Consider the following 22803-nt stretch of genomic DNA (forward strand, 5'->3'; position numbering starts at 1 on the left):
TGGAGCGATGCGGCACGGCCAGTACCGGTTCATCGCCGGGTTTCTCGCACTGCCCCTGGGGCTGTACGCCCTGTTCGTCCTGTGGCCCTTCGTCCAGTCGATCTACTACTCGTTCACCGACTGGACCGGCCTGAGCCCCGAATTCAAGATGGTCGGGTTCGCCAATTACCGGCGGATGTTCGACGACGACGTCTTCTGGAAATCGCTGCAGCACAGCCTGCTCTTCGCGCTCGTGCTGCCGCTGGTGACCATCGGGCTCGCCCTCTTCCTGTCCTTCATGATCAATGTGGGCGGGCGGCGGAGAAAGGGCGGACCGGCGGTCACCGGGGTGCGCGGATCGGCGTTCTACAAGATCGTCTATTTCTTTCCGCAGGTCCTGTCGATCGCGATCGTCGCGCTGCTGTTCGCCTTCGCCTACAACCCGGACAGCGGCGCGATCAACTCGATCCTGCGCGGGGTCGGTCTCGACAACGTCCAGCCGCTGTGGCTCGGCGATCCGGATCTCGCGCTGTGGTGCGTGATGGCGGTGCTCGTCTGGTCGACGGTCGGGTTCTTCGTCGTGCTGTTCTCCGCGGGCATGGCGTCGATCCCGGCCGACCTGTACGAGGCGGCGCTCCTCGACGGCGCCGGCCGGGCCGCGACGTTCTTCCGCATCACCCTGCCGCTGCTGTGGGACACCGTGCAGTCCGGCTGGGTCTACATGGGCATCCTCGCCCTCGGCGCCGAGTCCTTCGCCGTCGTCCAGATCATGACCGTCGGACCCGGCGGCCCGGACTACTCGACGACGGTCATGACGCTGTACGTGTACCAGACGGCGTTCCGGGACGGTCAGGCCGCCTACGCCACCACCATCGGCGTCGCCCTGCTCGTCGTCACGCTCGCGTTCGCCGCGGTCGTGATGCGGCTGGGGCGGCGGGAGCGGCTGGAGTACTGATGAAGACGACCGAGACCCCGGCTCCCGTACCCGTGGTGAAGACCTCCGGGGAAAAGAGCCCGGCACCCGGCGAGAAGCGCGACCGGGGCGTCCTGAACGTCTTCTCCCACGGTGTGCTGATCATCTGGGCGATCCTGGTCGTCCTGCCGCTGCTCTGGGCGGTGATGACGTCCTTCAAGACCGACTCGGCGATCTTCAACTCGCCCTGGTCGCTGCCCGACGGGCTGCACCTCGACAACTGGGGGCGGGCCTGGACCGAGGCCCACATGAGCGACTACTTCCTCAACACCCTGATCGTGGTGGGGGGTTCGCTCATCGGGACGCTGGTCCTCGGCTCCATGGCGGCCTATGTCCTGGCCCGCTTCGAGTTCCCGGGAAACCGTTTCATCTACTACCTCTTCATCGGCGGCATGAGCTTCCCGGTGATCCTCGCCCTGGTCCCGCTGTTCTACGTCGTGAACAACCTGGGCCTCCTCAACACCATCCACGGCCTGATCCTCGTCTACATCGCCTACTCGCTGCCGTTCACGGTCTTCTTCCTGACGGCGTTCTTCCGCTCCCTGCCCACCTCGGTCGCCGAGGCCGCGTTCGTCGACGGCGCCTCGCACAGCCGGACCTTCTTCCAGATCATGCTGCCGATGGCCCGGCCCGCCCTGGTCAGCGTCGGCATCTTCAACTTCCTCGGCCAGTGGAACCAGTACCTGCTGCCCACGGTCCTCAACACCGACCCCGACAAACGCGTCCTCACCCAGGGCCTCGTCCAGCTCGCCGTCAGCCAGGGCTACAAGGGCGACTGGTCGGGCCTGTTCGCGGGCCTGGTCATGGCGATGCTGCCGGTCCTCGCGGCGTACATCGTCTTCCAGCGCCAGGTCGTCGCCGGCCTCACGGCGGGCGCCCTGAAATGAGCCGGGCGGGGCGTGCGAGCGTCCCGCGCCCTGAGGGCCTGTGTCACACCCCCGGCCGGGCGCCCGCCGCCTGGCACGCACTCCCCCAAGCTCTCGGCTTCGCTCGACCAGGGGGCACCCCCATCGCGGGCGCTCCGGCGCCTTGCGATCTGGGGGTCCCCCTCTGGGGGAGCACCAGACGACGTGCGCTGATCCGACCGGGGGCGTGACACAGGCCCTCATCGACGTACACCTGATGAAAGCGGTGGAAAACGCTTACTGCCGGGGGTCCCTTACACTGCGCGCCCCATCTCCCCGGAAACTGTTCAACCTCTTGACGGGAGGCGACCGGAACGGCTCAGCTTAGAGTTCACTAGTTGGACATAGTCGGGGCCTCGTCGAGGCGGCCCCGCGCGCGGGAGGTCGTCGTGGAGACTCCGGGGTCGCAGTCGTCACTGCACCGAGCCAACCTGGAGCGGGTCGTACGGGCCGTACGGATGGCCGGATCGCTCACCCAGGCGGAGATCGCCCGTACGACCGGCCTGTCCGCCGCGACCGTCTCCAACATCGTCCGGGAGCTGAAGGAGGGCGGGACCGTCGAGGTCACGCCCACGTCGGCGGGCGGCCGCAGGGCGCGCAGCGTCAGCCTCAGCGGGGACGCGGGGATCGTCATCGGGGTCGACTTCGGCCACACGCACCTGCGCGTCGCCGTCGGCAACCTCGCGCACCAGGTGCTCGCCGAGGAGGCCGAGCCCCTCGACGTCGACGCGTCCTCCGCGCAGGGCTTCGACCGGGCGGAAGAGCTGGTCAGCCGCCTGATCGAGGCGACCGGCGTGGACCGCTCGAAGATCGCCGGGGTGGGCCTCGGCGTCCCCGGCCCGATCGACCTGGAGTCCGGGACGCTCGGCTCCTCCGCGATCCTGCCGGGCTGGATCGGCACCCGCCCCGCCGAGGAGCTGCGCGGCAGACTCGGTGTCCCGGTCCACGTCGACAACGACGCCAACCTCGGAGCGCTCGGCGAGATGGTCTGGGGAAGCGGCCGGGGCGTCCGTGATCTTGCTTACATCAAGGTCGCGAGCGGGGTCGGCGCGGGCCTCGTCATCAACGGGCGGATCTACCGGGGTCCGGGCGGCACGGCGGGGGAGATCGGGCACATCACGCTCGACGAGTCGGGCCCGGTCTGCCGCTGCGGAAACCGCGGCTGCCTGGAGACCTTCACCGCCGCGCGGTACGTCCTGCCACTCCTTCAGCCCAGTCACGGCCCGGATCTCACGGTCGAGGGCGTCGTACGGCTCGCGCGGGACGGAGACCCCGGTTGTCGCCGCGTGATCGCCGACGTGGGGCGGCATATCGGCAGTGGTGTCGCCAACCTGTGCAACCTCCTGAACCCCAGCCGGGTGGTCCTCGGCGGGGATCTCGCGGAGGCCGGAGAACTGGTACTGGGCCCGATCCGCGAGTCCGTCTCGCGGTACGCGATCCCCAGCGCGGCCCGTCAACTGACGGTGCTGCCGGGGGCGTTGGGGGGCCGTGCGGAGGTGCTCGGGGCGCTCGCGCTGGCCCTGAGCGAGATGGGCGATTCGACGCTTTTGGACGGCACGCTGACCGCCGCGGCACCCGCGTTCACTTAGAGAACGCATAGCGCCGTTGCCATCTCGTTAAGTATTTACTTCTTGACGCCGAACGTACGGCCGAGTTGACTTCCAGCCACCTCGGCCGCAGCGTTGCGGCCCTGTCAGGGAGGCAACCCCAATGAACGCAACGATGCGTAGAGTCGCCATCGGCGCCACCGCCGTCTCCATGGCGATCGCCCTGGCCGCGTGCGGCAAGGCAGGCGACGACAAGGACAGTGGCAGCAGCGACACGTCCTCGGCCGGCACCGGTTCCGGCGGCGGCAGCAAGTCCATCGGGCTGCTGCTTCCCGACACCGTGACCGCGCGGTACGAGAAGTTCGACAAGCCGTACTTCGAGGAGAAGGTCAAGGCTCTGTGTGCCGACTGCAAGGTCGAGTACGCGAACGCCGCGGCCAGCGCCGCCACCCAGGCCCAGCAGGTCAGCAACATGATCACCAAGGGCGTCAAGGTGATCGTGATCTCGGCCCAGGACTCCGCCGCGATCAAGTCCTCGATCCAGGCCGCGGTCGACAAGGGCGTCAAGGTCGTCGCGTACGACCGCCTCGCCCAGGGCCCGGTCTCCGGCTACGTCTCCTTCGACAACGTCAAGGTCGGCGAGCTCCAGGGCCAGGCCCTGCTCACCGCGCTCGGCGCGAAGGCCACCAAGGCGTCCAAGATCGTCATGATCAACGGTGACGACGGCGACCCGAACGCCGCCGAGTTCAAGAAGGGCGCGCACCAGGCCCTCGACGGCAAGGTCACCATCGCCTACGAGCAGTCGGGTCTGTGGAAGGACACCGTCGCCGCGCAGAAGATGTCCGCCGCGATCACGCAGCTCGGCGCGAAGAACATCGCGGGCGTCTACGCCGCCAACGACGGCATGGCCGGCGGTATCGCCAACACCCTCAAGGGCGCGGGCATCAGCGGCATCCCGCTGACCGGCCAGGACGCCGAGCTCGCGGGCATCCAGCGCATCGTCGCCGGGACGCAGTCCTCCACCGTCTACAAGGCGTTCCGGCCCGAGGCCGACGCCGCCGCGACGATGGCGGTCGACCTGCTCAACGGCAAGGACATCTCCTCCCTCGCCACCACCACCCTGACCAGCGGGTCCGGCAACAAGGTCCCGTCCCAGCTGCTGACCCCGGTCTCCGTGACCAAGGCCGACATCAAGGGCACGGTCATCAAGGACGGCCTCTACACCGCCGCGCAGATCTGCACCGGCGAGTTCGCGGCCCCCTGCAAGGCGGCCGGGCTCCAGTAGCAGCGCCACGGGGGGTTCGGACAAGCTCGGGGGAGCGGGTGGGCCAGGCGGCCGGGACGACCGGACGCCGGGCTCCTCGCTCCTCAGCGGGCTGTCCGGGACCCCTTCCCCTCAAGCTCGCCCGGCGTTCGTCCCCTCTACGTCCCGCTACCGGGACGGACGCCGGGCGGATCAGGGGGTGCGCGCCACCCCGCCGTACGCGCCGCTCTTGCCGTACGCGACGGCCGCGCGCATGTTCATCTTGTAAACCCCGTGCGCCCAGCCGCGTACATACCCCCGCGTTTGCTTAGTCCCAGCGCGGTATCCCGCCGGTCAGGCGGCGAAGGAGATGGTTCACGTGTCCGCTACGCCCGTGCTGGCGTTGCGCGGAGTCTCCAAGCGATTCGGTGCGGTCCAGGCCCTCACCGACGTCGATCTGGAGGTCCACGCCGGAGAAGTGGTCGCCCTGGTCGGCGACAACGGCGCAGGAAAGTCCACGCTGGTCAAGACGATCGCCGGGGTCCACCCCATCGACGAGGGCGTCATCGAGTGGGAGGGCAGCGCGGTCAGCATCAACAAGCCCCACGACGCCCAGGGCCTCGGTGTCGCGACCGTCTACCAGGACCTCGCCCTGTGCGACAACCTGGACGTCGTCGGCAACCTCTACCTCGGCCGTGAGCTGCTGCGCCGCGGCGTCATCGACGAGGTCACGATGGAGAAGAACGCGCGCGAGCTGCTCTCGACGCTCTCCATCCGCATCCCGAGCGTCCGTATCCCGATCGCGAGCCTCTCCGGCGGTCAGCGCCAGGTCGTCGCGATCGCCCGCGCCCTCATCGGCGACCCGAAGGTCGTCATCCTGGACGAGCCGACCGCGGCCCTCGGCGTCGAGCAGACCGCGCAGGTCCTCGACCTGGTGGAGCGGCTGCGCGAGCGCGGCCTCGGCGTCATCCTGATCAGCCACAACATGGCGGACGTCAAGGCGGTCGCCGACACCGTCCACGTGCTGCGCCTGGGCAAGAACAACGGCTCCTTCCCGGTGAAGGACACCAGCCACGAAGAGATCATCGCCGCGATCACCGGAGCCACGGACAACGCCGTGACCCGTCGTGCGGGACGTCGCACCACGGAGGCTGCGAAGTGAGCGAGACACCCAAGGACACGCAGGCCGAGAAGACCGAGCCGGCCGAGCAGACCGCCAAGGCGGAGCAGGCCGAGGCCGAGAAGACCGCCAAGGCGGAGGTGACCAAGGCCGCCACGGCCCAGGACACCGTCGCCCCCGCCGACGACCCGACGGCCGCGCCGGTCACCGTCGTCGACCCCCGCCTCCTCGTGCGCGAAGAGGGCTTGAAGGGTTACTGGACGGAGTTCCTGCGCAAGGTCAAGGGCGGTGAGCTGGGCTCGATCCCGGTCGTCCTCGGCCTGATCATCATCTGGACGATCTTCCAGGTGAAGAACGACCGCTTCCTGAGCGCCGAGAACCTCTCCAACATCAGCTACTTCCTCTCGGCCACCGGCATGCTCGCCATCGGCCTGGTGTTCGTGCTGCTGCTGGGCGAGATCGACCTGTCCGTCGGCTCGGTCAGCGGCCTCGCCTCGACGCTGTTCGCGGTGTTCGTGGTGGACCACTCCATGAACCCGTGGTTCTCGCTGTTCCTGACGGTCCTCACGGGCGCCGCGATCGGCGCGCTGCACGGCTGGTTCTTCGCGAAGATCGGCGTGCCGGCGTTCGTCGTCACCCTGGCCGGTTTCCTCGGCTGGAACGGCCTGATGCTGTGGCTGCTGGGTTCCTCCGGCAGCATCAACATCCCCGCGGACTCCGGCCCGGTGAAGCTCCTCGGCCAGAGCTCCTTCTTCATGGACCAGCAGATCATCGGGGCCTACCTGCTGGCCGGTCTCGCCGTCGTCCTCTCGCTGGTCGGCAACCTGGGCGAGCAGCGCCGCCGCAAGGAGGCCGGTGTCCCGTTCCGGCCGACCGCCGAGATCCTGGTCCGCGTCGGCCTGCTGGCCGTCGCCGCGTTCGTCGCCGCGGCCGTCCTGAACAACTCCAACGGCGTCTCCAACTCGCTGGTGATCTTCCTCGCCGCGCTGGTGATCGTGGACTTCGTGCTGCGCCGTACGACGTACGGCCGCAAGATCTTCGCGGTCGGCGGCGGTATCGAGGCGGCTCGCCGTGCCGGTATCAACGTGCCAATGATCCGTATCTCCGTCTTCGCCATCTCCGGCGGGTTCGCGGCGGTCGGCGGTATGTTCTTCGCCGGCCAGACGGCGTCCGCGACGCTGAACGCCGGCGGCGGCAACACGCTGATGCTGGCGATCGCCGCCGCGGTCATCGGCGGTACGTCGCTGTTCGGCGGCCGTGGCTCGGTGTGGTCCGCGCTCCTGGGCATGCTGGTCATCCAGTCGATCCAGACCGGCCTCGACCTGCTCAACATGAACACGTCGATCCAGTACATGATCACCGGCGGCGTGCTCCTGGGCGCCGTGGTCATCGACTCGGTCTCCCGCCGGAGCCAGAAGGCTTCCGGCCGCGGCTGATCACCTGCCCGACCTGACAGTGCCCGGCACTCGAAAACGAGTGCCGGGCACTGTCGTGTCATAGGTTCAGCACATGATGGGTACGGCCGACCGAGTGACGTACGACGCATGGCCCGAAGTCCGGCCGCCGGGACGGAACATTAGACTCGACAAGCCCGGCAACAGCTCGAACAGCTCTACTGCAAGGAGGCACGGGTGCCGCTGCTGACCCGCATCACGGGACCGCGCGATCTGGACCGGCTCAGCCTGGAGGAGCTGGACCAGCTGGCCGGGGAGATCCGGACCTTTCTCGTCGAGGCCGTCTCCAAGACCGGCGGACACCTCGGCCCGAACCTCGGCGTGGTCGAGCTGACCATCGCCCTGCACCGCGTGTTCGAGTCCCCCCGGGACAAGGTGCTGTGGGACACCGGCCACCAGTCCTACGTGCACAAGCTCCTCACCGGCCGCCAGGACTTCACGAAGCTCAAACAGAAGGGCGGCCTCTCCGGCTACCCCTCGCAGGGCGAGTCCGAGCACGACGTCATCGAGAACAGCCACGCCTCCACGGTCCTCGGCTGGGCCGACGGCATCGCCAAGGGCAACGAGATCCTCGGCCGGGACGACCGGGTCGTGGCCGTCATCGGCGACGGCGCGCTGACCGGCGGCATGGCCTGGGAGGCGCTCAACAACATCGCCGACGCGAAGGACCGCCCGCTGGTCATCGTCGTCAACGACAACGAGCGCTCCTACGCGCCCACCATCGGCGGCCTCGCCAACCACCTGGCGACCCTGCGCACCACGGACGGCTACGAGCGCTTCCTCGCGCGCGGCAAGGACCTCCTGGAGCGCACCCCGGTCGTCGGCAAGCCCCTCTTCGACACCCTGCACGGCGCGAAGAAGGGCCTCAAGGACTTCATCGCCCCCCAGGGCATGTTCGAGGACCTCGGCCTGAAGTACCTCGGCCCGATCGACGGCCACGACATCGAGGCCCTGGAGTCGGCCCTGTCGCGCGCCAAGGGCTTCGGCGGGCCCGTCATCGTCCACTGCATCACCGAGAAGGGCCGCGGCTACCGGCCCGCCCTCCAGGACGAGGCGGACCGCTTCCACGGCATCGGCCCCATCCACCCCGACACCGGCCTGCCGGTCAAGGCGTCCGGCGCGGACTGGACGTCCGTGTTCGGCGACGAGATGGTCGCGCTCGGCAAGGAGCGCGCGGACATCGTCGCGATCACCGCCGCGATGCTCCAGCCGGTCGGCCTGAAGAAGTTCGCGGACGCGTTCCCCGACCGCATCTACGACGTCGGCATCGCCGAGCAGCACGGCGCGGTCTCCGCCGCGGGCCTCGCGCACGCGGGCGTGCACCCCGTCTTCGCCGTGTACGCGACGTTCCTGAACCGCGCCTTCGACCAGGTCCTCATGGACGTCGCCCTGCACAAGTGCGGTGTGACGTTCGTCCTGGACCGGGCCGGCGTCACCGGCACCGACGGCGCCTCCCACAACGGCATGTGGGACATGTCGATCCTCCAGGTCGTGCCGGGCCTGCGCCTCGCCGCCCCGCGCGACGCCGACCAGGTCCGCGCCCAGCTGCGCGAGGCCGTCGCCGTCGACGACGCGCCGACCGTCGTGCGCTTCTCCAAGGGCGCCGTCGGGCCCGCCGTACCGGCCGTCGGGCGGGTCGGGGGCATGGACGTGCTGCGCGAGCCCGGCACCGACCGGCCGGACGTGCTGCTGGTGTCCGTGGGCGCGCTCGCGCCGATGTGCCTGGAGATCGCCTCGCTGCTCGACAAGCAGGGCATCACGACCACGGTCGTCGACCCGCGCTGGGTCAAGCCGGTCGACGAGGCGATGGCGCCGCTCGCCGAGCGCCACCGGGTCGTCGTCACCGTCGAGGACAACTCCCGCGTCGGGGGCGTCGGTTCGGCGGTCGCGCAGGCGCTGCGGGACGCGGGCGTCGACGTACCTCTGCGTGACTTCGGCATCCCGCCGCGCTTCCTCGACCACGCCTCCCGCGCGGAGGTCATGGCGGAGATCGGGCTGACCGCGCCGGACATCGCGCGCCAGGTCACGGGCCTCGTCTCGAAGCTCGACGGCAAGTACGGCAGCGCCGCAGAGGTGGGCGCCGTGGAGCCCGCGCGCGACTGACACGCCTGAACGGGCCGGATCCTTCACTACTTTGAGTGACGGGTTCGGCCCATTCGCGTTAATGGAGTGAAACGCGGGCATACGACCTACGCCCCTCTGGATGATCAGGCGTGGGAGGTCAGACCCGTGAGCAGCAGTGTTTTCCGGACGAAACAGGTCGAACAGTCGATCGAGGACACCGAGGAGCCCGAGCACGCCCTCAAGAAGTCCCTGTCGGCCCTGGACCTGACGGTCTTCGGCGTCGGTGTCATCATCGGCACCGGCATCTTCGTCCTGACCGGCACGGTCGCCAAGAACAACGCGGGCCCGGCGACCGCCCTCGCCTTCGTCGTCGCCGGCGTCGTCTGCGCGCTCGCCGCGCTGTGCTACGCCGAGTTCGCGTCCACGGTCCCGGTCGCCGGATCCGCGTACACGTTCAGCTACGCCTCGCTGGGCGAGCTGCCCGCCTGGATCATCGGCTGGGACCTCGTCCTGGAGTTCGCGCTCGGCACGGCGGTGGTGGCCGTCGGCTGGTCCGGGTACATCGCCTCGCTGCTCGACAACGCGGGCTGGCACCTGCCGGAGGCCCTCAGCGGCCGGGACGGCGCCGACGGCTTCGGCTTCGACATCCTCGCCGCCGCCCTCGTCCTCGTCCTCACCGGCATCCTCGTCCTCGGCACGAAGCTCTCCGCGCGCGTGACCTCCGTCGTCGTCGCGATCAAGGTGACCGTCGTCCTCGTCGTCATCATCGCGGGCGCCTTCTTCATCAAGGGCGACAACTACGACCCGTTCATCCCCAAGTCCCAGACCGTCGAGGCGGGCGGCGACCTCCAGTCCCCGCTGGTCCAGCTCATGTTCGGCTGGGCCCCGTCCAACTTCGGCGTGATGGGCATCTTCACCGCCGCGTCCGTCGTCTTCTTCGCCTTCATCGGCTTCGACGTCGTCGCGACAGCCGCCGAGGAGACCAAGAACCCCCAGCGCGACATGCCCCGCGGCATCCTCGGCTCACTCCTGATCTGTACGACGCTCTACGTGGCCGTCTCCGTCGTCGTCACCGGCATGCAGCACTACACGGATCTCTCGGTCACCGCGCCCCTCGCGGACGCCTTCAAGGCCACCGGACACCCCTGGTTCGCGGGCTTCATCAGCTTCGGCGCGGCCGTCGGCCTCACCACCGTCTGCATGATCCTGCTCCTCGGCCAGACCCGCGTCTTCTTCGCGATGAGCCGCGACGGCCTGCTGCCCACGTTCTTCTCCCACGTCCACCCCCGCTACCGCACCCCCCACCGCCCCACCATCCTCCTCGGCGTGATCATCGCGATCGTCGCCGGCTTCACCCCCCTCAGCGAACTCGCCGAACTCGTCAACATCGGCACCCTCTTCGCGTTCGTCGTCGTCGCCATCGGCGTCGTCATCCTCCGCCGCTCCCGCCCCGACCTGCCCCGCGCCTTCCACACCCCGTGGGTCCCCCTGATCCCGATCCTCTCGGTCGCGGCCTCACTGTGGCTGATGCTGAACCTGCCCGCCGAGACCTGGCTCAGGTTCGGGATCTGGATGGCGATCGGCTTCGCGGTGTACTTCCTGTACGGGAAGAAGCACAGCAGGCTGGAGCAGGCCGACCGGTAGGCGTGTACGTGGGTGCGAACGAAGAAGAGGGCCTCCGCCGAGGCCCTCTTCTTCGTTCGGTACCGCAAACGGTCACGCCGGAACCGACGCCACCCCGGCGGCCAGGAACGGCTTCCCGTTCACCTTCTCGGAGACGCCCTCACGGTCCAGGTACGGCGTGATGCCGCCCAGGTGGAAGGGCCAGCCCGCGCCGGTGATCAGGCACAGGTCGATGTCCTGCGCCTCGGCGACGACACCCTCGTCGAGCATGAGCCCGATCTCCTGCGCGACGGCCTCCAGGACCCGCGCCCGCACCTGCTCCTCGGACAGGGCGTCGGAGCCCTGCTTGAGGAGGGCCGCGACCTCGGGGTCCAGCTCCGGCTTGAAGCCGTTCTCCGCGCGGTAGACGTAGAAGCCGCGCTTGCCCGCCTCGACGACCGCCTTGAGGTTCGGGGAGACGGTGAAGCGGTCCGGGAAGGCGCTGTGCAGCGTCTCCGAGACGTGCAGCCCGATCGCGGGACCCACCAGCTCCAGCAGGACCAGCGGCGACATCGGCAGCCCGAGCGGCTCCACGGCCTTCTCGGCGACCTCGACGGACGTGCCCTCGTCGATGACGTTCTGCACCTCGCCCATGAACCGGGTCAGGATGCGGTTGACGACGAACGCCGGGGCGTCCTTCACCAGCACGGCCGTCTTCTTCAGCTTCTTGGCCACCGCGAACGCGGTCGCGAGCGAGGCGTCGTCCGTCTGCTCGCCGCGCACGATCTCAAGGAGCGGCAGGATCGCGACCGGGTTGAAGAAGTGGAAGCCGACGACCCGCTCGGGGTGCTTCAGCTTCGACGCCATCTCGGACACCGACAGCGAGGACGTGTTGGTCGCGAGGATCGCGTGCGCCGGGGCGACCGCCTCGACCTCGGCGAACACCTGCTGCTTGACGCCGATCTCCTCGAAGACGGCCTCGATGACGAAGTCCGCGTCGGAGAAGCCCTCGGCCTTGTCGAGCACGCCCGTGACCAGGGCCTTGAGGCGGTTGGCCTTGTCCTGGTTGATACGGCCCTTGCCGAGCAGCTTGTCGATCTCGGCGTGGACGTAGCCCACACCCTTGTCGACCCGCTCCTGGTCGATGTCGGTCAGCACGACCGGCACCTCAAGGCGGCGCAGGAACAGCAGCGCGAGCTGCGAGGCCATCAGCCCGGCACCGACGACACCGACCTTGGTGACCGGGCGGGCCAGCGACTTGTCCGGCGCCCCGGCGGGCCGCTTGCCGCGCTTCTGCACCAGGTTGAACGCGTAGATCCCGGCGCGCAGCTCGCCGCCCATGATCAGGTCGGCGAGCGCCTTGTCCTCGGCGTCGAAGCCGGCCTGGAGGTCGCCGTCCTTCGCGGCGGCGACGATGTCCAGCGCCCGGTAGGCGGCCGGGGCCGCGCCGTGCACCTTGGAGTCGGCGACGAGCCGGCCCTTCGCGACGGCCTGGTCCCACGCCTCGCCGCGGTCGACGGCGGGCCGTTCGACCTTGACGTCACCGTTGAGCACCCGAGCCGTCCACAGCAGCGACTGCTCCAGGAAGTCCGCGCCCTCGAAGAGCGCGTCCGCGATGCCGAGGTCGAAGACCTGCTGGCCCTTGAGCTGCTTGTTCTGGTTGAGGCTGTTCTCGATGATCACCGAGACGGCCTTCTCGGCGCCGATCAGGTTCGGCAGCAGCGTGCAGCCGCCCCAGCCGGGCACGAGGCCGAGGAAGACCTCGGGCAGCGAGAACGCCGGGATCGCCTTGGAGACCGTGCGGTACTCGCAGTGCAGGCCGACCTCGACGCCACCGCCCATCGCGGCGCCGTTGTAGTACGCGAACGTCGGCACCGACAGGCCCGCGATCCGCTTGAAGACGTCGTGGCCGCCCTTGCCGATCGCGTGGGCGTGGTCCCACTCCTTCAGCAGCTCGACGCCCTTGAGGTCGGCGCCGACCGCGAAGATGAACGGCTTGCCGGTGATGCCGACGCCGACGATGTCACCGGCCGCGGCCTCCGCCTCGACCTGGTCGAGGGCCGCGTCCAGCTTCGCGAGCGACGCCGGGCCGAAGGTGGTCGGCTTGGTGTGGTCCAGGCCGTTGTCCAGCGTGATCAGCGCGAAGCGGCCCGCGCCGAAGGGGAGGTCGAGGTGGCGTACGTGCGCCGACGTGACGACCTCGTCGGGGAACAGCGCCGCCGCGCCCTTCAACAGCTCGGTGGTGGTGCTCACTTGTCCCCCTCGAAGTGCGGGTTCTCCCAGATGACCGTCGCGCCCATGCCGAAGCCGACGCACATCGTCGTCAGGCCGTAGCGGACGTTCGGCTGCTCCTCGAACTGCCGGGCGAGCTGCGTCATCAGACGTACGCCGGAGGAGGCCAGCGGGTGGCCGAAGGCGATCGCGCCGCCGTACTGGTTGACGCGCTCGTCGTCGTCCGCGATGCCGTAGTGGTCGAGGAAGGCGAGGACCTGGACCGCGAACGCCTCGTTGATCTCGAACAGGCCGATGTCCTCGATGGACAGGCCCGCCTGCGCGAGGGCCTTCTCGGTGGCCGGGATCGGGCCGTAGCCCATGACCTCCGGCTCCACGCCCGCGAAGGCGTAGGAGACCAGGCGCATCTTGACCGGGAGGCCGTTCTCGCGCGCGAAGTCCTCGGAGGCGATGAGGGAGGCCGTCGCGCCGTCGTTCAGACCGGCCGAGTTACCGGCGGTGACCTTGCCGTGGACGCGGAAGGGGGTCTTCAGGCCGGCGATGTTCTCCAGCTTCGTCCCCGGGCGCATCGGCTCGTCCGCGGTGACCAGGCCCCAGCCCGTCTCGCCGATGTCCGGGTTGGTACGGCGTACGGAGATCGGGACCAGGTCGGCCTGGATCTTGCCGTTCGCGTACGCCTTCGCGGCCTTCTCCTGGGAGCGCACCGCGTACTCGTCCGCGCGCTCCTTGGTGAGCTGCGGGTAGCGGTCGTGCAGGTTCTCGGCGGTCATGCCCATGAACAGCGCGGACTCGTCGACCAGCTTCTCGCTGACGAACCGCGGGTTCGGGTCGACGGCCTCGCCCATCGGGTGGCGGCCCATGTGCTCGACACCACCGGCGACGGCGATGTCGTACGCGCCGAACGCGACCGCGCCCGCGACCGTCGTGACGGCCGTCAGACCGCCCGCGCACATGCGGTCGATGGAGTAGCCGGGCACGGACTGCGGCAGGCCGGCGAGGATGCCCGCCGTGCGGCCGATGGTCAGGCCCTGGTCGCCGATCTGCGTGGTCGCCGCGATAGCGACCTCGTCGATCTTCGCGGGGTCCAGACCGGGGTTGCGGCGCAGCAGCTCCCGGATCGCCTTCACCACGAGGTCGTCGGCCCGCGTCTCGTGGTAGACGCCCTTCGGGCCCGCCTTGCCGAACGGGGTACGGACGCCGTCGACGAAGACGACATCCCTGACGGTACGAGGCACGATGCTCCTCCAGGGTGCGGGATGGCACTGCTGCGACACGCTGCGCTGAGCGCGCGCTCAGGACCATGCTACTTATGAGTAACGTGACTGCCCAGTCCCGGGGGGAGGAGCGGCGAAGGTCACACGCGGAAATCGATTTCTACGACTTCGGCGGCGCTGTCGATTTGGGAGGCGCTGTCGATCCCCGAGGCGTCAGCACCGGAGTAGCCACCGGATGCGACCCCCCGCCCTCCCCCAGAATCACCCCGAACAACGTCCGCGCCACCTCCGCCCCGAACCCGTGCACGTCATGGCTCATCGCCGACAGCGTCGGATGCGTCAGCCGGCACAGCTGGGAGTCGTCCCACGCCAGCAGCGACACGTCGTCCGGCACCCGCACCCCCATCTCCTGGGCCACCGCCAGCCCGGCGACGGCCATGATGTCGTTGTCGTAGACGATCGCCGTGGGCCGGTCGGCGGACGTCAGCATCGCCCGCGTCGCCCGCGCCCCCGCCTCCCCGGAGTAGTCGGTGGCCACCTGCCACGCCCCCGCGAGGCCCAGCTCCCGCGCGGCCGAGTCGAACGCGGCGGCACGCGTCGCCGTGTGCCCCAGCTCCGCCGCACCCCCCACCCGCGCGATCCGCCGATGCCCGAGCGCCGCGAGATACCGCACCGCCTCCCGCATCGCCGCCGCGTCGTCGGTCCATACGGCCGTGAGGGATCCGGCCAGCGACGGGTGCCCCACGGCCACCACCGGCATCCCCAGCCGCTCGGCGACGGCGACCCGCGGATCGTCCGCACGGAAGTCGACGAGGATCGACCCCCCGATCTGCCGCCCCCGCCACCACGACTCCAGCAGCCCGGCCTCCTCCTGCGGCGACTTCACGAGCCGCAGCAGCAGCGAACAGGAGTGCTCGATCAGCACGCTCTCCACACCGGACACGAACTCCATGTAGAACGGTTCGAGTCCCAGCATCCGCGCGGGCCGGCAGATCGACAGCCCCACCACGTCCACCCGCGCCCCCGCGAGCGACCGAGCCGTGAGACTCGGCGCCCACCCCAACTCCCGCGCCGCCGCGAAGATCCGGTCCCGCGTCGCCTCCGACAGCCCCGGCTTGTGGTTGAACGCGAGCGACACGGCCCCCTTGGAGACACCCGCACGCGCGGCGACGTCCTTGATGGTGACGCGGGGACTGGTACTCGTCATCGAGCGGGCTCCTGGCAGTACAGCGCGGTTCGCGCGGCGGCGGCGTCGGGACTCTCCCACCCGCTCACCCCCATCGTCACCCGCTCACCCGGAAGCAGCGTCACCAGCCCCCGGTCGGCGCGCACTTGAGGCCCGAGCCGGTCGGCCTGGAGCAGCAGATCCCGTACGAGGGTCAGCGCGGTGACGGTCACCGAACCGGGCGCGACCTCGACCTCGAACTCGGGCTGGGGGTAGGGGATTTCGCGGTCGGCGGCGGGGAACCAGAGGGCACGCAGGTCTCCGATGTCGGCCACGATGAACTCCTTCACCCCGTCCGGCACCAACTCCCGCTCCACGGCCACCTCCCCAACAGCCCTCCTCTCCACGGCGATCGGTACCTCGGCCCGCGCCACCACCACCCCGTCCACCGTCATCCGCCGCAGCGACACCATCCCGCCCCACTCCCCGCCCCCCTGATTCACGCACGCCAGCACCAGCCGCCCGCCCCGCAGTTGGAACGTCGGCAACCGGTCCGCGTACAGCCGCCGCAGCTCGTGGTAGAGCGGCTTCTCCCGCCCGTCCCCGTCGATCGCGGCCCAACTCGTCACCGGCCAGCAGTCGTTGAGCTGCCAGACGACCGTCCCCGCGCACACCGGCCAGTGCGAGCGCCAGTGCTCGACCCCGGCGGCCACCGCCCGCGCCTGGTTGACCTGCGTCAGATAGTGCCACCGGTCGAAGTCCCCGCCGGGCAGGGCGAAGTGGTGCGCGAGCCCCCGCTCCAGCTTCCCGTTCCCGTCCTCGGCCTTCTGGTGGTGCAGCACGCCCGGTGAGTCCGGCGCCAGCTCCTCACCCGGCAGCGCCCGCCGCAGCGTCGCGTACGCGGGCGGCGCCTGCCACCCGAACTCGGCGACGAAACGCGGGACTTCGGCGAGGTACGCGGAGTAGTCCAGCCGGTTCCACACGTCCCACGAGTGATGCGTGCCGTGCGCCGGGTCGTTCGGATGCCGCTCCCACGACCCGGACCAGGGGCTGCCCGCCGTATAGGGCCGCGTGGGGTCCAACTCCGCGACGACACGCGGCAGTACGCCCAGGTAGTACCCCTCGCCCCAGGAGTCCCCGGCGAGCGGCTTCTCCCAGCCCCAGTCCCGGAACCCCCACAGGTTCTCGTTGTTGCCGTTCCACAGCACGAGCGAGGGATGCGGCATGAGCCGTACGACGTTCTCCCGCGCCTCCGCCTCCACCTCGCCCCGCAGCGGTTGTTCCTCGGGGTAGGCGGCGCACGCGAACGGGAAGTCCTGCCAGACCAGGAGCCCCAACTCGTCGCAGGCGTCGTAGAATTCGCCGCTCTCGTAGATGCCGCCGCCCCAGATCCTGACGAGGTCCACGCCCGCGTCGGCGGCCTGCTTCAGGCGGGTCCGGTAGCGCTCGCGGGTGACCCGGGACGGGAACACGTCGTCCGGGATCCAGTTCACGCCCCGCGCGAAGAGCCGCTCACCGTTGACGACCAGGGTGAAGCCGGTGCCGTGCGCGTCGGGGGACGTGTCCAGTTCGACCGTGCGGAAACCGACCCGGCGCCGCCAGGTGTCCAGCGCCTCCGCGCCGTGCAGCAACGTCAACTCCACGTCGTACAGCGGCTGTTCACCGTACCCGCGCGGCCACCACAGGGCGGCGTCCGGCACCCGCAGGCGGACGGTGCCACTCGTGCCGTCGATCGCGCCGCGCACCCGGACACCGCCCACTGTCGCCTCGACGGCGAGGGCCGCCTCGACGCGGGCGCGCTCGACCTCGACGTGCAACTCGACCACGCCGGCGCCCTGTTCGACGGTCACCAGGGGGCGGACCCGCGCGATGCGGGCGGTCGCCCAGCGTTCCAGGCGGACCGGGCGCCAGATGCCCGCCGTGACCAGCGTCGGACCCCAGTCCCAGCCGAACGAGCAGGCCATCTTGCGGATGTACTGGTACGGCTCGGCGTACGCGGCGGGCCGCTCGCCCACCCGTCCCCGTACCGCCTCCGCCTCGGCGTACGCGGAGGCGAACCGGACGGTCAGGCGACCGCGCATGCCGGTCACGTCGAAGCGGTACGAGCGGTGCATGTTCCGTACCCGGCCCAGGAGTTGACCGTCGAGCAGGATCTCGGCGGCCGTGTCGAGCCCCTCGAAGACCAGGTCGGTCTGCTCGTGCCCGTCCGTCTCCGCGACGAGGTCCCGCTCGTAGGTCCACTCCCGCCGCCCCACCCACGCCACCTCGGTCTCGTTGCGGCCGAGGAACGGATCCGGGATCACCCCGGCGGCCAGCAGATCCGTGTGCACGCACCCCGGCACGACCGCCGGGAGCGTCTCGCCGTCGTGCCGCAGGGTCCAGCCGTCGTGCAGCGGTGCGACCTGAAGCATGCGCTCTCCCTAAACCGGTCCACCTCAGGGGAGGACGACGAGTTTCACATCCTTGGCGGGAATGGGACTTTACCGGTTGAGAAAGCGCTGTCAGAGTGCCGAATCAGCCAACCCGCACGTGCTCTTCCGTCCCACCGAACGGAGTCGATGCACATGAACCGCCGTACCGTCCTCGCCATGGCCGTGGGAGCCGCACTCCTCGCCGCGGGCTGCACCTCCACCGGAGGCACCTCGAAGGGCGCCGACGCCGACGCCCCCGACGACCCTGCCAAGGTCTCCGGCACCATCACCGTCCTCACCCAGCGCACCGACCTCGTGCAGAACGGGAGGATGAAGGAGTACGCCGCCGAGTTCAACAAGACGTATCCGAAGGTGAAGGTCGAGTTCCAGGCACTCACCAACTACGAGTCCGAAGTCAAGATCCGCATGAACACGGAGAACTACGGCGACGTCCTGATGATCCCCGGCGTCATCAAGAAGTCCGACTACCCGAAGTTCTTCGCCTCCCTCGGCACCGTCGAGGACCGCGCCAAGAAGTTCCGCTTCACCGGTTTCACCGCCGTCGACGGCAAGGTCTACGGCCAGACCCCCATCGGCGTGATGCCCGGCTTCGTCTACAACAAGCGGATCTGGCGCGAGGCCGGCGTCACCGACTGGCCCACCACGCCCGCCGCGTTCCTCGACGCCCTCAAGGCGATCAAGGACAAGACCGACGCGACGCCCTACTACACGAACTTCGCCGCCCAATGGACGCTCACCTCCTGGACGTTCGTGAACGGCGCCGTCCACTGCGACCCCGGCGCCACCGCCAAACTCGCCTCCGGCGACCCGTGGGCCGAGGGCGCCGACCTGCGCGTCGGTGACACCCTGCTCTACGACATCGTCAAGCAGGGCCTCGCCGAGAAGGACCCGGCGACCAGCAACTGGGAACTGTCCAAACCCCAGTTGGCCAAGGGGCAGATCGCCACCCAGTGGCTCGGCACCTGGGCCATCGTCCAGTTCCAGGACGCCGCCAAGCAGGCCGGCGTCAACCCCGACGACATCGGCTTCATGCCGTTCCCCGCGCAGACCGGCGGAAAGTTCTGCTCCACCGTCAGCCCCGACTACAACCAGGCCGTCAACGTCCACTCGAAACACAAGGAAGCCGCCCGCGCCTGGATCGACTGGTTCACCGAGAAGTCCGGCTACGACAAGGACAACCTCGCGATCTCCCCGCTCCAGAACGCGCCCCTGCCCGCCGTCCTCAAGCCCTACGAGGACGCCGGCGTCAAGCTCATCGAACTCGACGACACCCAGGGCGCCAGGGTCAAACTGATCGACAACGAGTCCGAGGTCGGCATCTACGCCCCCGACTACCGCCTCAACCTCGTCGACCTCGCCCGCGGCGCGCGCAAGGGCAACCTCGACGACTTCCTCGGCGACCTCGGCAAGAAGTGGACGGCCGCCGAGAAGAACGTGGGGTCCTGATGTCGGGCACCGCACAGCGGGCGGCGGTGGACCGGCGCAGGGTGAAGGACAGCGTGCCGGTACCGGCACCGCCCCCGCGCCGGGCCCGCCTCCTGCGCGGGCTCACGCCCTGGCTGTTCCTGCTCGCGCCGCTCGCCCTGCTGATCACGTTCACGTACGTCCCGATCGTCAACATGGTCGGCTACAGCTTCACCGACTGGGACGGCGTCAGCCCCGAACTGCACTACACCGGCACCGAGAACTACCGCGAACTCGCCACCCGGCCCGACCTGTTCGAGGTGTTCTTCGTCAGCGGCTACTACCTCGCCGCGTCCGCCGTCCAGATCGTCGCCGCGCTCTATTTCGCGACGGTCCTCAGTTTCAACGTACGCTTCCGGAATTTCTTCAAGGGCGTGCTCTTCTTCCCCTATCTCATCAACGGGGTCGCCATCGGATTCGTCTTCCTGTACTTCTTCCAGGACGGCGGCACCCTCGACTCCGTCCTCGCCCTCTTCGGCGTCCACACCGACCACGCGTGGCTCGGTACGCCGGTCTCCGCGAACGTCTCTCTCGCGGGCGTCTCCGTGTGGCGCTATCTCGGCCTGAATTTCGTCCTGTTCCTGGGCGCGATCCAGTCCATTCCCAGCGAGCTGTACGAGGCGTCCGAACTCGACGGCGCCAACCGCTGGCACCAGTTCCGCCACATCATCGCCCCCGGCATCAAACCGGTACTGACCCTGACGGTCATTCTCTCCATCTCCGGTTCGCTCGCCGCGTTCGAGATCCCGTACATCATGACCGGCGGCGCCACCGGTACGGAGACCTTCGTCATCCAGACCGTCAAACTCGCCTTCCAGTTCAACAAGACGGGCCTTGCCTCGGCCTGTGCGCTGGTTCTCCTGCTGATCGTCCTCGTGGTCACCTGGATCCAGCGCAAACTGGCCCCCGACGACAGGGTGGACCTCACATGACCCGCCGCACGATCTCCCGCGCCCTGGTCCATCTCTCCCTGATCCTCGCGACGCTGATCGTCCTCCTCCCGCTCACGGTCGTCCTCCTGACCTCCTTCAAGACGGACGACGAACTCGCCCGCGGCGACCAGGCGTTGAGCCTCCCCGACAACTTCCTCAACTTCCACAACTACGTCACGGCATTCCAGGACGGCCGGATGCTCTCCGCCTTCGGCAATACGGCGATCATCCTGCTGTTCTCCATCGCCGGCACGGTCCTGATCGGCTCGATGGCGGCCTACGCGATAGACCGCTTCACCTTCCGTTTCAGGAAACTGGTGGTGACCCTCTTCCTCCTGGCGGCCCTGGTCCCCGGAGTCACCACCCAGGTAGCCACCTTCCAAATAGTCAACGGCTTCGGCATGTTCGACACCCTCTGGGCCCCCATAGCCCTCTACATGGGTACGGACATCGTCTCGATCTACATCTTCCTGCAATTCGTCCGCTCGATCCCCATCTCCCTGGACGAATCAGCCCGCCTGGACGGCGCGAACGCCTTCACGATCTACCGCCGCATCATCTTCCCCCTCCTGAGGCCGGCGATAGCAACGGTAGTGATCGTCAAGGGCATCACGGTCTACAACGACTTCTACATCCCGTTCCTCTACATGCCGTCCCAGGACCTGGGCGTCATCTCGACATCCCTGTTCCGCTTCAAGGGCCCTTTCAGCGCCCACTGGGAAACAATCTCGGCGGGAGCGATCCTGGTGATCCTCCCGACGCTGGTCATCTTCCTGGCGTTGCAGAAGTTCATCTACAACGGTTTCACGCGGGGCGCCACAAGATAAAAGCGTCCCGAAGGGGCGCTCTTACTTAGGGGCGCGGGGAACTGCGCGAGCAACCACGGCGAAAGCCGCAGCCGCCGTGAGTCAGAACCCCCCACGGCGGCTAGGCAACATCAACCCCCAGCGCCTCCACCAACACAGGCGTCACCAACTCCACCTGCCACGGCCGGGCCCCAAGAGAGACCAGCACCTCCGCCACCCCCTCCGTGTCGGCCGCAGCCGGCGGCTCCCAGCACACCCGCCGCACCGTGTCCGGCGTGATCAGGTTCTCCTGGGGCATGTTCAGCTCCTCCGCCAGGGTGGAGATCCTCGCTCGGGCGGCGCTCAGGCGGGCCGCCGCGGCGGGGTCCTTGTCGGCCCAGGCGCGGGGCGGGGGCGGGCCGGTGACGGGCTGGCCCGGCATCGGGAGCTGGGACTCGCTCAGCGCGCGGGCGCGGTCGACGGCGGCCTGCCACTGGTCGAGCTGACGGCGCCCCATCCGGTGCCCGAACCCGTTCAGGGCGGCGAGGGCGTGCACGTTGACCGGCACGGCGAGCGCCGCTTCGACGATCGCCGCGTCCGCGAGAACCTTCCCGGGCGAGACGTCCCGCCGCTGGGCGATCCGGTCGCGCGTCTGCCACAGCTCCCGCACGACGGCGAGCTGCCGGCGGCGGCGCACCTTGTGCATCCCGGACGTACGCCGCCAGGGATCCTTGCGCGGCTCGGCGGGCGGCGCGGCCGCGATCGCGGCGAACTCCTGCCGCGCCCACTCCAGCTTCCCCTGCCGGTCCAGCTCCTTCTCCAGCGCGTCCCGCAGGTCGACGAGGAGTTCGACGTCGAGCGCGGCGTACCGCAGCCAGGGTTCGGGCAGCGGGCGGGTGGACCAGTCGACGGCGGAGTGCCCCTTCTCCAGGACGTACCCGAGGACGCTCTCGACCATCGCGCCGAGCCCGACCCGGGGGAACCCGGCGAGCCGCCCGGCCAGCTCGGTGTCGAAGAGCCGCGTGGGGATCATGCCTATCTCGCGCAGACAGGGCAGGTCCTGGGTCGCGGCGTGCAGCACCCACTCCGTGTCGGCGAGGACGTCCCCGAGCGCGGTCAGGTCGGGACAGGCGACGGGGTCGATGAGCGCGGTCCCGGCCCCGGCCCGGCGGAGCTGCACGAGGTAGGCCCGCTGCCCGTAGCGGTAACCGGAGGCCCGCTCCGCGTCGACGGCGACGGGCCCGCTGCCGCCGGCGAACGCGGCGATCACCTCCGCGAGAGCCTCCTCGTCGGCGACCACGGGCGGAATCCCCTCGCGGGGTTCCAGCAAGGGCGTCGGCGCCCCCGGAGCAGTAGATCCGCCGTCGTCCGGAGGGGCGCCTCCGGTGGTTCGCAGTGAACTGGCTGCTGCGGTTTCTTGGGCGTCGGTCACCTGTCAAGGGTATCCGTGCAAGAAGCCCGCCCGCCGACGGAACGTTCCGTCGACGGGCGGGGGAGGGTCGTAAACCGGTCAGCCGTACGACCCGTACGAGGGGCGGTGGCGACGACCGGCAGAAACGGTTCCTGCCGCGGTGCGGACGGCCGTACGCACGGCCCCGGCCGGGTTCGGACGGGTGTGGACGGACGGCGCCGAGGGGGTGTCCGGAGGGTTTCGTTCCGCCTGAATTCTTTGTGTGAAACCAGTCGGAATCC

16 protein-coding genes are annotated in these 22803 nt (G+C 69.4%); 11 read left to right on the top strand and 5 right to left on the bottom strand.

From position 1 onward, the window contains the following. Positions 1-7 precede the first annotated feature (7 nt). The 8 genes from ACLZOT_RS06005 (at position 8) to ACLZOT_RS06040 (ending at position 10929) form a co-directional block, all read left to right on the top strand. Entirely contained in the window at positions 8-934 is a 927-nt protein-coding gene (locus ACLZOT_RS06005; protein WP_416967668.1) for a carbohydrate ABC transporter permease, read from the top strand. Further along, complete coding sequence (locus tag ACLZOT_RS06010) at positions 934-1839, top strand: carbohydrate ABC transporter permease (protein WP_416967669.1); 906 nt, start codon at positions 934-936, stop codon at positions 1837-1839. The genes ACLZOT_RS06005 and ACLZOT_RS06010 overlap by 1 nt, the downstream gene beginning before the upstream one ends. Before the next feature lie 407 nt (positions 1840-2246). Beyond that, entirely contained in the window at positions 2247-3446 is a 1200-nt protein-coding gene (locus ACLZOT_RS06015; RefSeq protein WP_416967856.1) for an ROK family transcriptional regulator, read from the top strand. 133 nt (positions 3447-3579) lie between these two features. After that, positions 3580-4689, top strand: coding sequence for a sugar ABC transporter substrate-binding protein (locus tag ACLZOT_RS06020; protein WP_416967670.1), 1110 nt, complete (start codon positions 3580-3582; stop codon positions 4687-4689). A gap of 328 nt (positions 4690-5017) precedes the next feature. Continuing rightward, positions 5018-5809: an ATP-binding cassette domain-containing protein gene (locus ACLZOT_RS06025; protein ID WP_416967671.1), complete on the top strand. Its 792-nt coding sequence runs from the start codon at positions 5018-5020 to the stop codon at positions 5807-5809. Between the two features lie 98 nt (positions 5810-5907). Beyond that, positions 5908-7203, top strand: coding sequence for a sugar ABC transporter permease (locus tag ACLZOT_RS06030; RefSeq protein WP_416967857.1), 1296 nt, complete (start codon positions 5908-5910; stop codon positions 7201-7203). Between the two features lie 195 nt (positions 7204-7398). Continuing rightward, positions 7399-9324, top strand: a complete 1926-nt coding sequence (gene dxs / locus ACLZOT_RS06035) for a 1-deoxy-D-xylulose-5-phosphate synthase (protein ID WP_416967672.1) — start codon at positions 7399-7401, stop codon at positions 9322-9324. Between the two features lie 126 nt (positions 9325-9450). Beyond that, positions 9451-10929, top strand: a complete 1479-nt coding sequence (locus tag ACLZOT_RS06040) for an amino acid permease (protein ID WP_416967673.1) — start codon at positions 9451-9453, stop codon at positions 10927-10929. Positions 10930-11001: 72 nt separating this feature from the next. Here the strand turns inward: ACLZOT_RS06040 and ACLZOT_RS06045 are convergent, their stop codons facing one another. The 4 genes from ACLZOT_RS06045 to ACLZOT_RS06060 all read right to left on the bottom strand — a co-directional run bounded on the left by ACLZOT_RS06045 (position 11002) and on the right by ACLZOT_RS06060 (position 17909). After that, positions 11002-13140 (bottom strand): 3-hydroxyacyl-CoA dehydrogenase NAD-binding domain-containing protein, encoded by a 2139-nt coding sequence (locus tag ACLZOT_RS06045; RefSeq protein WP_416967674.1) that lies wholly within the window; start codon positions 13138-13140, stop codon positions 11002-11004. Next, complete coding sequence (locus ACLZOT_RS06050) at positions 13137-14354, bottom strand: thiolase family protein (RefSeq protein ID WP_416967675.1); 1218 nt, start codon at positions 14352-14354, stop codon at positions 13137-13139. Before ACLZOT_RS06050 ends, ACLZOT_RS06045 begins: the two co-directional genes overlap by 4 nt. A gap of 139 nt (positions 14355-14493) precedes the next feature. Next, entirely contained in the window at positions 14494-15540 is a 1047-nt protein-coding gene (locus tag ACLZOT_RS06055) for a LacI family DNA-binding transcriptional regulator (RefSeq protein WP_416967676.1), read from the bottom strand. Further along, positions 15537-17909 (bottom strand): glycoside hydrolase family 2 protein, encoded by a 2373-nt coding sequence (locus tag ACLZOT_RS06060; protein ID WP_416967677.1) that lies wholly within the window; start codon positions 17907-17909, stop codon positions 15537-15539. Before ACLZOT_RS06060 ends, ACLZOT_RS06055 begins: the two co-directional genes overlap by 4 nt. Positions 17910-18062: 153 nt before the next feature. On the opposite strand from ACLZOT_RS06060, the gene ACLZOT_RS06065 reads away from it, so the two are divergent. From ACLZOT_RS06065 to ACLZOT_RS06075, 3 genes are read left to right on the top strand one after another with little or no spacing between them, the layout of a single operon-like run. Beyond that, positions 18063-19376, top strand: a complete 1314-nt coding sequence (locus ACLZOT_RS06065) for an extracellular solute-binding protein (protein ID WP_416967678.1) — start codon at positions 18063-18065, stop codon at positions 19374-19376. Further along, positions 19376-20326: a carbohydrate ABC transporter permease gene (locus ACLZOT_RS06070; RefSeq protein ID WP_416967679.1), complete on the top strand. Its 951-nt coding sequence runs from the start codon at positions 19376-19378 to the stop codon at positions 20324-20326. Before ACLZOT_RS06065 ends, ACLZOT_RS06070 begins: the two co-directional genes overlap by 1 nt. Next, positions 20323-21153 (top strand): carbohydrate ABC transporter permease, encoded by an 831-nt coding sequence (locus ACLZOT_RS06075; protein WP_416967680.1) that lies wholly within the window; start codon positions 20323-20325, stop codon positions 21151-21153. Before ACLZOT_RS06070 ends, ACLZOT_RS06075 begins: the two co-directional genes overlap by 4 nt. A 100-nt stretch (positions 21154-21253) precedes the next feature. On the opposite strand, the gene ACLZOT_RS06080 is transcribed toward ACLZOT_RS06075, so the two are convergent. Then, on the bottom strand, positions 21254-22543 hold the full coding sequence (locus tag ACLZOT_RS06080) for a ribonuclease D (protein WP_416967681.1): 1290 nt from the start codon (positions 22541-22543) through the stop codon (positions 21254-21256). Positions 22544-22803 lie beyond the last annotated feature (260 nt).

The sequence above is a fragment of the Streptomyces sp. 4F14 genome (assembly GCF_048159485.1).
Classification (GTDB): domain Bacteria; phylum Actinomycetota; class Actinomycetes; order Streptomycetales; family Streptomycetaceae; genus Streptomyces.